At 62.6% G+C, this 15,161-nt stretch carries 11 protein-coding genes and 2 tRNA genes; 9 read left to right on the top strand and 4 right to left on the bottom strand.

Annotation, left to right across the window (positions count from 1 at the left end; translation table 11 throughout):
• Positions 1-19: 19 nt before the first annotated feature.
• Positions 20-520 carry an acetolactate synthase small subunit gene (ilvN, locus tag AC3E6W_RS03435; RefSeq protein ID WP_049333225.1) on the bottom strand — a complete coding sequence of 167 codons (501 nt, stop codon included), beginning with the start codon at positions 518-520 and terminating at the stop codon, positions 20-22.
• Positions 520-2,325 carry an acetolactate synthase large subunit gene (locus AC3E6W_RS03430; RefSeq protein ID WP_070649235.1) on the bottom strand — a complete coding sequence of 602 codons (1,806 nt, stop codon included), beginning with the start codon at positions 2,323-2,325 and terminating at the stop codon, positions 520-522. Before AC3E6W_RS03430 ends, ilvN begins: the two co-directional genes overlap by 1 nt.
• A gap of 463 nt (positions 2,326-2,788) precedes the next feature.
• On the opposite strand from AC3E6W_RS03430, the gene AC3E6W_RS03425 reads away from it, so the two are divergent.
• Positions 2,789-3,328, top strand: coding sequence for a hypothetical protein (locus AC3E6W_RS03425; protein ID WP_049333230.1), 540 nt, complete (start codon positions 2,789-2,791; stop codon positions 3,326-3,328).
• Between the two features lie 375 nt (positions 3,329-3,703).
• Here the strand turns inward: AC3E6W_RS03425 and AC3E6W_RS03420 are convergent.
• Positions 3,704-3,776 (bottom strand) — tRNA-Lys (locus AC3E6W_RS03420).
• A gap of 232 nt (positions 3,777-4,008) precedes the next feature.
• On the opposite strand from AC3E6W_RS03420, the gene bcp reads away from it, so the two are divergent.
• The 8 genes from bcp to AC3E6W_RS03380 all read left to right on the top strand — a co-directional run bounded on the left by bcp (position 4,009) and on the right by AC3E6W_RS03380 (position 13,414).
• A complete protein-coding gene (gene bcp, locus AC3E6W_RS03415; protein ID WP_070682331.1) occupies positions 4,009-4,485 on the top strand; it encodes a thioredoxin-dependent thiol peroxidase in 477 nt (158 codons plus the stop codon).
• 136 nt (positions 4,486-4,621) lie between these two features.
• A tRNA-Leu gene (locus AC3E6W_RS03410) sits at positions 4,622-4,703 on the top strand.
• A 171-nt stretch (positions 4,704-4,874) separates the two neighbouring features.
• A complete protein-coding gene (locus AC3E6W_RS03405; protein WP_490652320.1) occupies positions 4,875-6,989 on the top strand; it encodes an ABC transporter substrate-binding protein in 2,115 nt (704 codons plus the stop codon).
• A gap of 248 nt (positions 6,990-7,237) precedes the next feature.
• Complete coding sequence (locus AC3E6W_RS03400; protein ID WP_490652319.1) at positions 7,238-8,719, top strand: malate:quinone oxidoreductase; 1,482 nt, start codon at positions 7,238-7,240, stop codon at positions 8,717-8,719.
• Positions 8,720-9,017: 298 nt separating this feature from the next.
• Entirely contained in the window at positions 9,018-10,415 is a 1,398-nt protein-coding gene (locus AC3E6W_RS03395; RefSeq protein ID WP_490652318.1) for a YihY/virulence factor BrkB family protein, read from the top strand.
• A gap of 78 nt (positions 10,416-10,493) precedes the next feature.
• The gene (locus AC3E6W_RS03390) at positions 10,494-11,531 is read left to right on the top strand and encodes an alpha/beta hydrolase (RefSeq protein WP_490652317.1); all 1,038 of its coding nucleotides are present in this window, start codon (positions 10,494-10,496) and stop codon (positions 11,529-11,531) included.
• A 134-nt stretch (positions 11,532-11,665) separates the two neighbouring features.
• Entirely contained in the window at positions 11,666-12,757 is a 1,092-nt protein-coding gene (locus tag AC3E6W_RS03385) for an S-(hydroxymethyl)mycothiol dehydrogenase (protein ID WP_070649228.1), read from the top strand.
• A gap of 9 nt (positions 12,758-12,766) precedes the next feature.
• The gene (locus AC3E6W_RS03380) at positions 12,767-13,414 is read left to right on the top strand and encodes an MBL fold metallo-hydrolase (RefSeq protein WP_294618464.1); all 648 of its coding nucleotides are present in this window, start codon (positions 12,767-12,769) and stop codon (positions 13,412-13,414) included.
• Positions 13,415-13,553: 139 nt separating this feature from the next.
• On the opposite strand, the gene AC3E6W_RS03375 is transcribed toward AC3E6W_RS03380, so the two are convergent.
• A complete protein-coding gene (locus AC3E6W_RS03375) occupies positions 13,554-15,026 on the bottom strand; it encodes an MFS transporter (RefSeq protein WP_490652316.1) in 1,473 nt (490 codons plus the stop codon).
• Positions 15,027-15,161 lie beyond the last annotated feature (135 nt).

The following is a 15,161-nucleotide window of genomic DNA, read 5'->3' as shown; positions in this document are numbered from 1 at the left end:
TACACTCGCGGTGTGGGCGTTAGATGCGCTCGCTCATGGCGCGGGGGCCACGGGAGAGGGCAATGGTACCGGCGCGAACAATCTCGCGAATACCGTAGGGCTCCAGGACATCCAGCAGAGCGTGAATCTTCTCTGCCGAACCGGTGGCCTCGATGACCACGGACTCGGGAGAGACGTCGATGACGGAGGCACGGAACAGGTCAGCAGCCTGAACAATCTGCAGACGTGCAACGGCGTCAGCCTTCACCTTGATGAGGATGTGGCCGCGCTGGGTCGAGGAGTCGGCGGGCAGCTCGACGACCTTGAGCACGTGCACGAGCTTGTTCAGCTGCTTGGTAATCTGCTCGATGGTGTGGGCGTCACCCTCGGTCACGACGGTGATGCGGGAGACACCGGGGTTCTCGGTCGGGCCGACGGCCAGCGAGAGGATGTTGAACAGTCGACGGGAGAAGAGGCCGGAGACGCGGGTCAGAACGCCGGGCTTATCCTCTACCAGAACGGACATGGTGTGCTGAGACATTACTTGTTCTCTCCCTCGCGGTCAAAGTCGGGCGAAGTGTTCTTCGCAATCCAAATCTTGTCGTTCGACACGCCGGCCGGAACCATAGGCCAGACCAGTGCGTGCGGGCTCACGGTGAAGTCAATAACCACGGGGCGGTCGTTGATCTCCAGGGCAGCCTTAATGGTGGCGTCCACGTCTTCGTCGCGCTCGCAACGGAAGGTGGCGCAACCGTAGGCCTCACCGAGCTTCACGAAGTCGGGGATGCGTGCGGTGCCGTGGCCGTCCTTCAGGTCGGTGTTGGAGTAGCGCTCATCGTAGAAGAGAGTCTGCCACTGGCGCACCATGCCGAGGGAGGAGTTGTTGATGACGGCAACCTTGACGGGGATGCCGTTCTGGGCACAGGTTGCCAGCTCCTGGTTGGTCATCTGGAAGCAGCCGTCACCGTCGATAATCCACACGGTGGAGTTGGGGTGTGCCACCTGGGTACCCATGCCGGCGGGAACGCCGTAACCCATGGTGCCGAGGCCTGCGGAGCTGATGAAGTGGCGGGGGCTTTCCTGGTTGAGGTAGTGTGCACCCCACATCTGGTGCTGGCCAACGCCGGTGACGTAGTAGGCGTCGGGGCCGGTCAGGGCGCCGATGCGCTCCAGCACGTACTCGGGCGAACCCAGGCCGTCGGAGGGCTTCTCATAGCCGAGCGGGTAATCCTTGCGGATCTCGTTCAGCTCGTTCCACCACTCGCCCAGGTTGGGCAGCTCCTGAGCGAACTCGGTGGAGAGCAGCTCGGTCAGCTCGGGCAGCACGTACTTCAGGTCGCCAACAATCGGGACATCTGCGAAGCGAATCTTAGAAATCTCGGCGGGGTCAACGTCGATGTGAATGACCTTGGCCTCGGGGGCGAAGGTGTCGACCTGGCCGGTCACGCGGTCGTCGAAGCGGGCACCCAGGGTGATGAGCAGGTCGGACTTCTGCATGGCAGCCACTGCGGGAACGGTGCCGTGCATGCCGGGCATGCCGAGGTTCTGGGGGTCGGACTCGGGGAACGCACCGATAGCGTTCAGGGTGGTGACGACGGGGGCGCCGATGAGCTTAGCCAGCTTGTGCAGCTCGTCGGATGCGCCAGCGCGCACCACACCACCGCCGACGTAGAAGACGGGGCGCTTGGACTCGGTGATGAGCTTGGCGGCTTCGCGAATCTGCTTGGAGTGGCCGCGGGTTGCGGGAGTGTAGCCACGCAGCTCGAGGTCCTCGGGGATGCCGCGGTATTCCATCATGCCAACCTGTGCATCCTTGGTGACGTCCACGAGCACGGGGCCGGGGCGACCGGTGGAGGCGATGTGGAAGGCTGCGGCGAGCGCACGGGGGATGTCCTGTGCGTCGGTAATCATGAAGGAGTGCTTGGAGATGGGCATTGCCATGCCGACAATGTCAGCTTCCTGGAATGCGTCGGTACCGAGCAGCTTGGTGGAAACCTGACCGGTGATGGCGACCAGGGGGATGGAGTCCATGTTGGCGTCAGCGATTGCGGTCAGCAGGTTGGTGGCGCCGGGGCCAGAGGTTGCGATGCACACGCCGGTCTTGCCGCTGGAGACAGCGTAGCCCTGAGCTGCGTGGCCTGCAGCCTGCTCGTGACGGACCAGGATGTGACGAACCTTCTTGGAATCGTACAGGGGATCGTAGGTCGGCAGAATAGCTCCACCAGGCAGGCCGAAAACGTCAGTCACACCCAGGTCTTCGAGGGTGCGGACGATTGCCTGAGAACCGGTCATGCGTTCTGCGGGAGCGTTTGCCGCGTCATCAGAAGTGGAAAATCCCATGGTCATGGAAATGCCTCGTGTCTTTTGGTTCTTCGTTGTACTCAATGTTCTGCGTGGGATTTGTGTGGTCCTCACGCATCCTATGCCCGGTGGTACCAAGCTATAAAAAATGCCCCCCGCTGTTGGTGGTAGCGATAGGGGCGCTTAGTCGCAGTGAATAGACCCTGCCACGCGCCCTAGGCGACATCGACAAGGCGTAGAATTCGCTGGAACATTGCTGTCTTCACCCCTCTATAGTGCCCCTTTTCTGAGAGGTGAGTCAAGTCTCTAGAGGGGCGGCAACCGAGTTGTGAGCACATTAGCCCATGTCAGGCCCCATCTTTCATGATGTGGACGCTCAGCACGCCGGTGCACTATCTTGCATGAACCTCACTCCAGCATCCGCAAAAGACGCATATTACCCGGTTAATGATGCGTAATATCGCCGTAAACCCGTGACCTGTCTCCCCTACCCCGGTAGACTGAAGCTATGACCGAACCGATTATCCCGGTCGCCGACGAGCTGACCGAAGCAAGTAAGTACGCAGAGGTTGTCGACCCCCTCAACTCTCTCGAGAATCCCGAGTTCCTTACCGCCGAGGAGCTCGTGCGCGTGATGCACCCCGTCTTTGATGAGCAGATCATTAACTACGGTGCGTACAACCTGGTGTACGCGACGGGCCGCGCCGTATACCGCAACCCCGATTTGGCGGTGCACCAGTCACCGGATCAGACGCACTTCATCATCGGCTACCAGGATTCTCCGGACGAGGTGATAATCGCGCCGATTAACATGCCGGGACTGACTCCCGCGGGTACGGCCACGACGATTGATAACACGAACGCCCTGCACGCCTATTCGGTGGGTGAGGACTCCGTGGTGATTGAATCGGTGAACGGTAGCGCGTTCGAGCTGGCCTTCGAGGATAATGCGGAGGTGGTGACCCGCTACGGCACGGGCCTGCTGGAGCAGGGTAAGGATGTGAAGGACTTCCGCGAGTTTGTGACGCGGATTTGGCCGGTCCTGTAATTGAGTTTTGCGTTTGCCCGCTGCAGCACTGGAAGCTGCGGCGGGCTTTCATGTGCCTGCACGCAAAACACCAGCCACCAGGTAGCAGGCTAAACCGCGACAGCCCTCCCCGCCCCAGTTCGCTAGGCACGGGGCGCACACAAAACCACCGCGAATCTACCGCAACCCCGGCGGGACCGCAGCGCACCCCGAATACTGATACACGCAGAGGTGCATATATCCTCTGCCGCGACATCAGGGTGTCCGAGCTCTGCGAGGACAGGTCCCCTGCAGGAGCAAAGAGGATAATATGCACCTCGCACGACAAAACTGTATTTATTCGAGGAACGCAAAAATCCCGCCAATTCCGAAGAATCAGCGGGATCTTTCTTGATGTGCGCCCCCTGGGACTCGAACCCAGAACCCATTGATTAAGAGTCAATTGCTCTGCCAATTGAGCTAGAGGCGCTTATTCTGTTTTTGCAGGTTTCCCTTGCAACAAGAAAATACTATACGCACTTCCAAATTTTTGCGCAACTCGATACATGGTGACTCTCAACACATTATATGGTGCGGGGGCATGAGACTCTCCGGGGCAGTTTTCCCCGAGCGGGGTGCATCCCGAGACAGGGACGCTTTAGACTGGGGTGAAGTATTGGGGCGGGCACACCCGCCACACGCAATGAACTTTGAGGAGCATCATGAGCATCCGTCTTGAGCCGGGCACCCCGGCCCCCGCTTTCACCCTCCCCGACGCATCGGGTGCGGAGCACAGCCTGAGCGATTACGCGGGTAGCAAGGTCATTCTGTACTTCTACCCGAAGGCTTCGACCCCCGGATGCACGAAGGAGGCCTGCGACTTTCGGGATAACCTGGCCTCGCTGAAGTCTCTGGGCTACGTGGTTCTGGGCGTCTCCCCCGATTCGCCGTCGGCTATTGCCCGTTTTGCGGAGAAGGAGTCGCTGTCGTTCCCGTTGCTTTCCGATGCCGATCACACGGTAGCTGAGGCCTACGGCGCGTGGGGTGAGAAGAAGAATTACGGCCGCGTGTACGAGGGCTTGATTCGTTCGACCTTCGTGATTGACGAGCAGGGCGTTATTTCTGTGGCCCAGTACAATGTGCGCGCGACCGGCCACGTGGCAAAGCTGCGTCGCGACCTGGGCATCGACCCGAAGTAGGGCCGGGGCACCACTCAGGCCGATGGTCGGGAAGCGGTGGCGGAACGATACACCGCCGATTTCGCGTCTAGAGGAGCCTCTAGTGTAGACTTGGGTCTTGGACCTCTGACGCATCCCTTCGGGGTGAGGTCCGCGCGCGCGAGTGGTGAAATTGGCAGACACGCAGGATTTAGGTTCCTGTGCCTTACGGCGTGGGGGTTCAAGTCCCCCCTCGCGCACACACATTCACAGTGAACCCGCCGTCACGGCTACCGTGGCGGCGGGTTTGTTCTATCCGTGCTCCGCCTCCCGCGGCCCCGCTCTCGCAGATTGCGGCAGAACGAGTGCCCGAGCGCGACTCGAACCGGTATTCTGAATACAAGCATCCGCTATGGAAAAGAGGACCTCCCGTGCTGAATGATCATCGTGCCTCTTCGGCCCGCAAAAACGCTGAGCTGCTCCGGGTAACCGCCGGTTCACGCGGCCTGAGCCGCCGCGACGTTCTGCGTTTTGGCGCCCTGTTGAGCGCGGGAACGGCCCTAACCGCGTGCGCTTCGACCGGCTCCTCCAACCCCGCATCGGGTTCCTCGGCGGCTTCAGCGGGCCGTATTTTTCGTTTCGCGCAGGGTGCCGCACCCGTTCAGCTGGACCCCGCGCTCTCCCCGGTGGCAAGCACCTATCAGGTGACGGCGCAGGTTCTGCAGACCCTGCTCACGGCAGACCACTACACGGGCTCCCCCGATACGACCGATTCGCTCTGCCGCGAGTGGAAGGTTTCAGACGACCGCCTGACCCATACGTTTGTTCTGCGTGACAACGTGCATTTCAGCAACGGTACGGCCCTGACGGCCGCAGCGGTGGTGCAGAATTTCCAGCGTTGGCAGGCCCTGGCAACGGGCGAGTCTACCGCCGCACTGGTGGTTCCGGCACAGCCTCTGTACGCGTGGGGTTTTGGCGTGCCGGAGCAGCCCGCGCAGAAGGATGCCTCGGCAGATGCCTCCGCCACCCCGTCCGCGACGGCCTCCCCGACCGCGGGGGCGAGCGCCTCCGCAACCGCGGATGCCCAGAGCAGCGCATCCCCGTCTGCGGATCCCAATTCCTCCGATTCTCAGAAGGGGGCGACCGCGAAGACGGAGGCAACGAAGCCTGAGCCGAAGCCCGTCTCCTTCACCCCGCTGGTGACCTCCGTCAAGGAGCAGGACGGCGCGGTCGTGGTGACCCTCTCGCGCCCCTCGCTGGCTTTCGGATGCATCCTGACTCAGCAGGCCTTCGGCATTATCGACCCCGCCCTCTTTGGCAGTGACCAGAAGCTCACCGGTGTTCCGGTGGGCACCGGAGCCTTCCGCATCGAGTCCTCCGAGAAGGGCACCGTGCGCCTGCTTCCGAACGAGCACTTTGACGGTGCACGCCCGCAGCTTGATGAGATTCAGATTTCGACCCTGACCTCCTCCGATAAGCGCTACTTCGCGCTGGTCGAGGGAATGATCGATGCGTGCGATCAGGTGAATTCCTCCGATCTGGGCCAGCTGGCTCGCGACGGTTACCAGACCCCGGGCCGCGACCCGTTCTCGCTCGTGTACCTGCACCTGAACACGGCGCACCCCGTGCTCAAGAATATTTCGGTGCGCCGCGCCATCTCCCACGCGGTTGACCGCGGGGCACTCCACCAGTACTACCCGCAGGGCACCTCTGACGCGCAGACTCTTGTCTCCCCGTCGTTCCGTATTCGGGCCGACCACGCGAAGGAGCACACCGACCGCAATCAGGACCTTTCCCGTTCGCTACTGGCCACGGCCGGGTACAACAACCAGGTGATTGAGTGCTACTACCCCGCGGATGTTTCCCTGCCCTGGATGGATACCCCGCAGAAGGTGTATTCCGAGATGGTGGCTTCCCTCATCGAGGTGGGCCTCAACATTGTGCCGGTGCCGCTCACCTGGGAGGAGTACCACGCAAAGGTGAACGAGCCGTCCTCGACGCGCGGCATTGCGCTGGCAGGCTTCTATGGCATGTACCGCGACCCGTATGCGTTCTTCGGTCCGGCGTTGGCCCCGATGATTGCCGAGCAGCAGGTGCGCTCAATCGTCGCCGCGGCACCCGAGAGCATGACGACCGGGGTGACGGCGAAGACCGTCGAGCTACCCTCTTCAAACGGTGCGGATTCAAATATTCGGATTCAGGCGACGCCGAGTCCGCAGCCAAGCTTCTCGCCGGATCCGGCGAGCCCGGAGGAATCCGCTTCCGCTTCGCCCTCCCCCACCCCCACGCCTTCGGCCACGGCCGTTCCCGTGGAGGAATCCCCGAGCTTCCTGCAGATTATGGAGAGCATCCGCGCCGCGGACTCGGCCGAGTCTGTGGATGCGCAGCGTGAGCTGTACGCGCAGGTGGTTACCCAGCTCGGCCAGTTCATGCCGGCGGTTCCCCTGCTGAACGTGACCTCGAAGGTTGCGGTGAGCCGCTCCGTGCAGGGCTACCAGACGGAGCAGAACGCCATCGAGTTCTTCAGCAAGCTGCGCCTATCGTAGCCGGATGCCCCGCGAGGCCGGCAGAACGTGCGGCGGCACGCGCCTCCGCGGAGGGACGGAGGCTACCGGGCAACGACAGCTAAGGTTTTTTCTACCCTAAGAAAACCTTACTTATGAGGTGTACCACTCTCCAATATTTTGTGGATTCTAGCTACAACTCACCCTTCAAAAGATAGTAGGCTAGATGATATACCCCACAATTATTTGTTGTGCCCGACGCCGGGCACCCACACCCTAGGGAGAATTCAGTGGTAGCACGTACTGAACGAACCGACGTCGTCCTGGTGGGCGGCGGCATCATGAGCGCCACCCTCGGCGTGTTCCTCAAGGAACTCGAGCCGACCTGGAACATCATCCTGCTTGAGCGCCTCGACAAGGCCGCCCAGGAGTCCACCAACCCCTGGAACAACGCCGGTACCGGCCACTCGGCACTGTGCGAGCTCAACTACGCCCCCGCCGGCCCCGACGGCACCGTCTCCACCGCCAAGGCGTTGAACATCAACGAGCAGTTCCAGATTTCCCGCCAGTTCTGGGCCTCCCTGGTTGAAGAAAAGATTCTGGACAACACCGACTTCATCAACCCGGTTCCGCACATGTCCCTGGTCTTCGGCGAGGATCACTCCAAGTACCTGGCCGCACGTTTCGACGCCTTCCGCAAGGAGAAGCTCTTCGAGCGCATGGAATTCTCCACCGAGCGCGAGAAGATTGCCGAGTGGGCACCGCTGACCGTGAACGGCCGCAAGGGCAACGAACCCATCGCCGCCACCTGGGCTCCCGAAGGTACCGACGTCGACTTCGGCGTCCTCACCCAGCAGATGATTGACCACCTGCAGCCCAGGGGCGTTGAGGTTCGCTACGGCTACCAGGTCACCAACCTGAACCGCGAGTCCAACGGCTCCTGGACCGTTGACGCGATTAACCGCATCAACAAGGAAGAGCCGCTGACCATCAACGCTAAGTTCGTGTTCCTCGGCGCCGGTGGCGGTGCCCTGCACCTGCTGCAGAAGTCCGGCATCAAGGAAGGTAAGGGCTACGGCGGCTTCCCCGTCTCGGGCCTGTTCCTGCGCAACACCCACGAGGCTACCGCACAGAAGCACAACGCAAAGGTCTACGGCCAGGCATCGGTGGGTGCTCCCCCGATGTCCGTGCCTCACCTGGATACCCGCTACGTGGACGGCAAGCGCGCCCTCATGTTCGGCCCCTACGCGGGTTTCAAGACGAACTTCCTCAAGCAGGGTTCGCTGCTGGACCTGCCCCTGTCCCTGCGCCTGAACAACATCTACCCGATGAGCCGCGCGGGCCTGGACAACCTGGACCTGGTCAAGTACCTCGTCTCCGAGCTACTCAAGAACAAGGAAGCCCGCCTCGAGTCGCTGTACCAGTACTACCCCGAGGCTGACGGCGGCGAATGGGAGCTCATCGAGGCCGGTCAGCGCGTTCAGATCATGAAGAAGGACGCGAAGAAGGGCGGCATCCTGCAGTTCGGTACCGAGGTCGTCTCCGCCGCCGACGGTTCGATTGCTGCACTGCTGGGCGCATCCCCGGGTGCCTCCACCGCGGCTCCGATTATGCTGAACCTGCTGTCCAAGTGCTTCCCCTCCAAGATTGCCGGTTGGGAGCCCCGCCTGAAGGAACTCATCCCCGGCTACGGTGTGAAGCTCAACGACAACCCGCAGCTGGCTGACGAGCTGATGGGTCACACCGCTAAGGTTCTGGGTATTCACAACTAGTCGCGCGTAACCCGTCGAGCGTTCGACGCGTACTTTCGGCAGGCCCCTCCACCCCGCGTGGAGGGGCCTGTTGCGTGCCCAAGGTATCGAGATATATGGCCCCGAAAGGACAAACACACCATATATTTGCATCGTCGGTAAATTGTGCGGTGCGGCGGAAACCCTATAATGTCACCGCAGGGGCGGAAAGAGCAGCTCATTGTTCTTCCCGCCCCAACTGTGCGCCCGCACGCTCTCAGCGCGAGACGTGCGGGGCGCCGCATGTGTACACCTCGTCACTCTCACCCAAGGAGCCCCATTGGCTGCACACACCGGCTCTTCCACGGACACCTCCTCAACCCAGGTACCCGCCAGAGCTCGACGCGGACTCTTCTCCCGTAAGAAGAAGCCCGCGGCCCCCAAGTACGCAAGCGTGAAGCTGCGCGACTTCCCCAAGGGCAGCATCCTCTACATTCTGCGCCGTGCCATCTACAAATTCGGCGCAAACGGCGGCACCGACATGGCGGCAGCACTCACCTACTTCACCGTGCTGTCCATCTTCCCCGCCCTGCTGGCGATCGTCTCCCTACTGGGCGTATTTGGTCACGGTGAGGAAAGCGCCGCCGTCATCCTCGCCTTCCTCAAGGACAACGCGCCCGCCCAGATGTACGCCATTATGGAAGACCCCATCAAGCAGATTACCGGCGACCATGGCGCAGGACTGGTGCTGTTGACCGGTATCCTCAGTGCGATCTGGTCCGCCTCCGGGTACACCGGATCCTTCGGTCGAGCTCTCAACACGGTCTACAACGTGCGTGAAGGCCGCCCCGGCTGGATTCTCAAGCCGCTGAACGTCTTCGTCACCACCGTGATTATCATCCTCGTGGTACTCATGATGCTCATGATGCTGCTGGGTGTAACCGTCCTGGACATGGTCGGTCAGTACGTGCCCGCGACCGTCGACATGGAGCTCATCAAGCTCATCTGGCTCAACGGCCGCTGGGTCCTCATCCTGTTCATGGCAATCGCCCTGATTACTCTGCTCTACGCGACCACCCCGAACGTGCGCCGCTTCAAACAGTGGAAGCTCTCCCCCGGTGCGGCGCTGGCGCTCTTCGGCATGGGCCTGGGCGGTTTCGGCTTCACCCTCTACGCCAACAACTTCAGCAAGTACAACGCCACCTACGGCCTCATTGGTGGTGTGATCGTGATGCTGCTGTTCATCTGGATTATGAATAACATGCTGCTCTTCGGCGCGCACCTGGACGCGGAAATTATGCTCATGCGCCAGATTATCGCCGGCGACGACGACCACGGCCACCTGAAGGTGCAGCCGCGCAGCACATCCGCCTCGCGCGCGCTGAAGGCACGCCAGGAACGCCTCATGTCTGACGGACGCGAGCTGCAGCAGCAGGCGGCAGGTCAGGGTATGCTCCCCAAACCGAAGGGCCCCTCCGTCGTAGCTCGCGTGCAGAAGGCGGTGGACACCAACACTGCAATGATTCGCACGATGATTGCCGACGGCAAGGAACGACTCGAAAACGGCAAGAAACAGCAGGCGAAGACTGACGCCGCCGAGGCTCAGGCTTCGGAGGCAGCCTCGGCAAAGGCAGATGCGAGCGCAAAGGCGGATGCGAACGCAAAAGCTGAGCCTCAGCAGGAAGCGCTCTTCGACCTGAACACCGATAGTTCGAACGGTGCGGCGAAGAAGAACTAAGCGGCAGCCGAACGTTCGCCCACCATGCGCGTGAAGGGCGCGGGACAGAAACCCTGCGCTGGTCACTAAGATAGAACTATGACCAGTGCAGATTTCTCTCCCGCGCCCTTTGCCGTACCCAACGCTGTCGTACCCGGTGCCGCCCTCCCCGACCTCGAGTACACCCTCTACCAGCCGAAGCAGCTCAAGAGCCGCATCCCGGCCCTCATGATTCACGGCTTCGCCACCCGCGGCGAACAGCTCTACGGAGGCACCGGCTGGATCCGCCAATACCTGCGTGCCGGATACCCCGTGCTGATCGTTGCCCTGCCCTACCACTCGGACGAATACCTCAAGGACCCCGAGTCCATGCACGCCATCGACTGCAAGCTCCCCGACAATACGGGCGTGCGCAGCGGCAAGATTCCCGTCGATGCGGCGGGTCAGCCGCTGACCCCCATGCACCTATTCACCAACCTGCTCGCTCGGCTACTGCGCACCGTCGCCACCGAGAACGACCTCGGCGTTGAGCTACAACCGCGCGCGCACGTTATCGGCTTCTCCTTCGGCGCCCGCGTCGGCTGGGAGCTTGCCCTCACCCACCCGGAGGCGGTCGCCTCCCTCACCCTGGGCGGCCTGCCCCTGCACGACCACCTCATCACCCTGCGCGCCATGCTCGAGGCGCACGAAGGTACCAGCGCCGCCGCGAGCGCAGAAACCCCCGCGGCGGACTCCACCGAAGAGGCGATTGCGTCCTTCACCTCGATTATTGATAACTCCCCCGTTCAGCCCGAGGCGCTGCTGAAGTTCGTGCGGATTCCCTTCGGCCCGTTCTTCGACGTGCCCGCCCTGCGCGCCGGTTCCCCCGAGCTGCCGGCGGGCAACCCCGGTGCGCATCCGCACGCACCCATCGCGGTCGTGCTCGGCGATGCGGACACCATCGCCGCCGACGGTGCCGAACTCTACGACATGGTGCGCGAGGACAACCCGCTCAACCGTTTCATTCCCCTGCCCGGCCGCGATCACGTGAACGCCCTGACCTCCGGAGTGTTTCGCCGCGGCGCGCTCGCCTTCGCGGCGGAAGCGGAAGCAACCGAGGCGGCAGAAGGTGCCGGGGAAGCGACGGGCCCTTCATAAAACGTCATATTCCTCCGGGGGCTTCACGCTCAGCCCCGGGGTGCATCAGGTATGCCTTAGCTCTTAGAATGGGAACGTATCAAAAAACCTTTATCTAGCGGTTGAGGCTCAACCGCGCCCAGCAAAGGAGCACCATGCACCAGGTTAAGGCTGTCGTAGCCCTCGCCCAGGACGCGCCCGTCACCGTCACCACCATCAACGTACCCGACCCCGGCAAGGGCGAGGCCCTCGTCAAGGTCCTCACCTGCGGCGTCTGCCAGACCGACCACCACTACGTCACCGGCGGCGTCGGCCAGGACTTCCCCTACCTGCTCGGCCACGAGTCCGCAGGTATCGTCGAGGCCGTCGGCGATGACGTCACCGACATCGCCCCCGGCGACCTGGTCATCCTCAACTGGCGTGCCGTCTGCGGCGAATGCCGCGCATGCCGCAAGGGCCAGCCGCAGTACTGCTTCGCAACCCACAACGCAACCCAGAAGATGACCCTCGAGGACGGCACCGAGCTCACCCCCGCGCTGGGCATCGGCTCCTTCGCCGAGAAGACCCTCGTTGCCGCCGGTCAGTGCACCAAGATTACTGCCGACATCAGCCCCGAACAGTACGCAGCAATCGGTCTGCTCGGTTGCGGCGTCACCGCCGGCCTGGGTGCCGTGCTGAACACCGGTGAGCTCAAGCGCGGCGAGTCCGTGGCCGTTATCGGTTGCGGCGGCGTCGGCACCGCGGCTATCGCCGGTGCACAGCTGGGTGGCGCGACCACCATCATCGCCGTGGACATCGACGAAGAGAAGCTGGCCCGCGCCCGCGAGCACGGTGCAACCCACACCGTGAACTCCTCCAAGGTCGACCCCGTCGAGGCCATTAAGGAGCTCACCGGCGGCTTCGGCGCAGACCTCGTCATCGACGCCGTCGGCATTGCCCCCACCTTCAAGCAGGCCTTCGAGGCACGCGACCTGGCCGGCCGCGTCGTCCTCGTCGGTGTGCCCGCACCCGGCACCACCTGGAACATCCCGCTGGACGAGGTCTTCGGCCGCGGCGGCTCCATCAAGAGCGCATGGTACGGCGACACCCTACCCTCCCGCGACTTCCCCGAGTTCGTAGATCAGTACCTGCTCGGCCGCCTCGATCTGGACAGCTTCGTCTCCGAGCGCATCACCCTCGAAGACGTCAACGAGGCCTTCGAAACCATGAAGACCGGCCGCGTGCTGCGCTCGGTCGTGGAACTCTAGGAGCGCAGGATGAGCGAACGTATTGAACGAGTCGTCACCTCCGGCACCTTCTCGCTGGACGGCGGCTGCTGGGACGTCGACAACAACGTCTGGATTGTCGGCAACGACTCCTCGGTCATTATCATTGACCCCGCCCACGACGTGGACAAGATCTCGCGAACCGTCGCGGGCCGCACCGTGGAGAAGATCCTGCTGACCCACGCCCACGACGACCACATCCGCAGCGCCAAGGAGGCGGCAGAACGCTTCGGCGCACCCGTCTACCTGAACCCCGCAGACCGTGTGCTCTGGGAAATGGTGTACCCCTCCTGGGACTTCGACCACGAACTCGCTGACGGCGACGTACTGCGCATCGGTGAGACCGAGCTGACCGTCCTGGCAACCCCCGGCCACTCCCCCGGCTCCGTGTGCTTCTACGCGCCCACCCTCAGCTGGGAGAACAGCGAAGGCGTCGTCTTCTCCGGCGATACCCTCTTCAATGGCGGCCCCGGCGCAACCGGACGCTCCTACAGCGATTTCGACACCATCATCGAGTCGATTTCGACCCGTCTGCTGACCCTGCCCGAGTCCACCGCGGTTCTTACCGGCCACGGCGACAGCACCGGCATCGGCCTGGAGGCGCCCGAGCTTCCGGCATGGATTAAGCGCGGCCACTAAGCGTTTGCCCGCGCGGCACGGCTGCCCTCGCGGCTACCCGCACAGCGCGGCGCTACGCGGCACGGCGCTAAAAAGCGGAAGGCCCCGCCACCTGCACTCAGGTGGCGGGGCCTTCCGCCGTATCTGGAAACGCGAAGGATTAGGCGTCCAGGGGAGCCAGCTTCTCCTCGTGCTCCTCGCGCCACAGGTAACCGTACAGGTGCCCCAGCGCAAAGTACATGGTCGCCACAATCACCGGCACCATGAACGCGTTGCGGTAGTATGGGGCGTCGCCCATGTAGCCGCCCCACATGCATCCCATCGCCATGCCGATGCCCAGCATCGAACGGGTGAAGAAGCTTGCCTGTGCGTCGGGAATATACTTCAGCGAGCGGCTCAGCGACAGCTCATGGCCGGCGAAGGCCACACCCAGCGTCGCACCGCACAGGACTAATGCATAGAAAATCGTTGACGTATCCACGCTCGTCGGCAGGTACAGGGCGGCCAGGACCAGCAGAATTCCGCTCAAAAGCCAGCCGTGCCACGGGTTAATGGACTGCCCACCCAAAATCACGGGGAAAGCCACCAGAACCATCGATCCCGTTCCGACGGCCACCATCGCCATGAACATGTTCATCGACCCCTGCATCAGCGCGAAGCCCAGCAGACCCGAGCCCACGGAGCCCACGCATCCGCCCAGTAGCACCAGGCCAATCACCAGCACCGCAGTCTGCAGGCTCGGACGCGTCATGCGCACCCGCGCGCTCGCCGTCTTCAGGCGAGATACATCCGGTAGGAGCTTCGGCGCCACGAAAACCACCAGGAGCAGGAGCACATCCAGACCGATAGTAATCCAGAAGCCCGAATATTCGTGGTTAGGCGCAATGTAGGCGTCGCCAATCCAAATCATCAGGGCCGCTAACGGGTGCATCGACAGGTTCGCGGTGGTACCCCACGAGACGGCCGTCGCCAACCGCTCGTCGCTATACCGGTAATTCCGGCGATACAACGATTCAAGAGCGAACGGAGTCCACGGCGGGGTCGTAAAGCCCATCGCCACGCAGGAGAGCGCATGGTAAAGGGTACTCACATTGTTCGGATCCACCGTCAGACGCCAGCCGATGACCAGCATGTTCGCTATCGCCGCGATGTTCAACACCGACGTGATACCCAGAAGAAACTGCAGGCCCAGGGCCCGCACCAGCATGGGCCCCATCATCACCTGAACCGAGTACGCACCGGCAAAAGCCGCCACCGCATAACCGGCGTCGTGCACGCTACCCAGGTGGCTCGCCAGCAGAATATACAGGGCAAACGCCGAAGATGCCGCGGGAATGTGGAACAGAATGGTCAGGACGCTACGCGCAAATCCCTCATCGCGCAAGATATCACGCAGGTACTTGCGCTGCTCACGGCCGTTTCGCCAAAACAGCGCCCAATGCTGACGCACGATGTTCGATACCGAGTCGTCCTTATTGACCTCATCATCCGAGGGCAGAGGGAGGGGCCTCACCTCCTGCAGCACGTGGTCGTTGTTACGCACCACATCGGTGAGGGGACCGCCCGGAGCGGAGGGAACCCCCGTGCCGGAGGTAGGCTGCACGTGTAGCTCGGGAGGAGGAGTCACCTTCATAGTGTGCGGAGGAACCCCCGGTACGTGAGCACCGGGGGTGGGTGACGCGTCCTCGGGGTGAGCCGCGGGGCGCGCTGAATCCTGATTCCTACGCTGAGGTGTTGGGGTCATGGTCTCTCTCGTGATTATTCCGCC

It is taken from the genome of Rothia sp. SCPM-O-B-18226 (M350) (assembly GCF_058213595.1).
Note: the sequence above shows the minus strand (reverse complement) of the source record. Positions and strands in the feature narration are given on the sequence as shown.

What these genes read in the sequence shown, in the direction of transcription:
- ilvN (WP_049333225.1), bottom strand. Translation starts at nt 520, where the DNA reads ATGTCTCAGCACACCATGTCCGTTCTGGTAGAGGATAAGCCCGGCGTT.
- AC3E6W_RS03430 (WP_070649235.1), bottom strand. Translation starts at nt 2,325, where the DNA reads ATGACCATGGGATTTTCCACTTCTGATGACGCGGCAAACGCTCCCGCA.
- AC3E6W_RS03425 (WP_049333230.1), top strand. Translation starts at nt 2,789, where the DNA reads ATGACCGAACCGATTATCCCGGTCGCCGACGAGCTGACCGAAGCAAGT.
- bcp (WP_070682331.1), top strand. Translation starts at nt 4,009, where the DNA reads ATGAGCATCCGTCTTGAGCCGGGCACCCCGGCCCCCGCTTTCACCCTC.
- AC3E6W_RS03390 (WP_490652317.1), top strand. Translation starts at nt 10,494, where the DNA reads ATGACCAGTGCAGATTTCTCTCCCGCGCCCTTTGCCGTACCCAACGCT.
- AC3E6W_RS03385 (WP_070649228.1), top strand. Translation starts at nt 11,666, where the DNA reads ATGCACCAGGTTAAGGCTGTCGTAGCCCTCGCCCAGGACGCGCCCGTC.
- AC3E6W_RS03380 (WP_294618464.1), top strand. Translation starts at nt 12,767, where the DNA reads ATGAGCGAACGTATTGAACGAGTCGTCACCTCCGGCACCTTCTCGCTG.
- AC3E6W_RS03375 (WP_490652316.1), bottom strand. Translation starts at nt 15,026, where the DNA reads ATGAAGGTGACTCCTCCTCCCGAGCTACACGTGCAGCCTACCTCCGGC.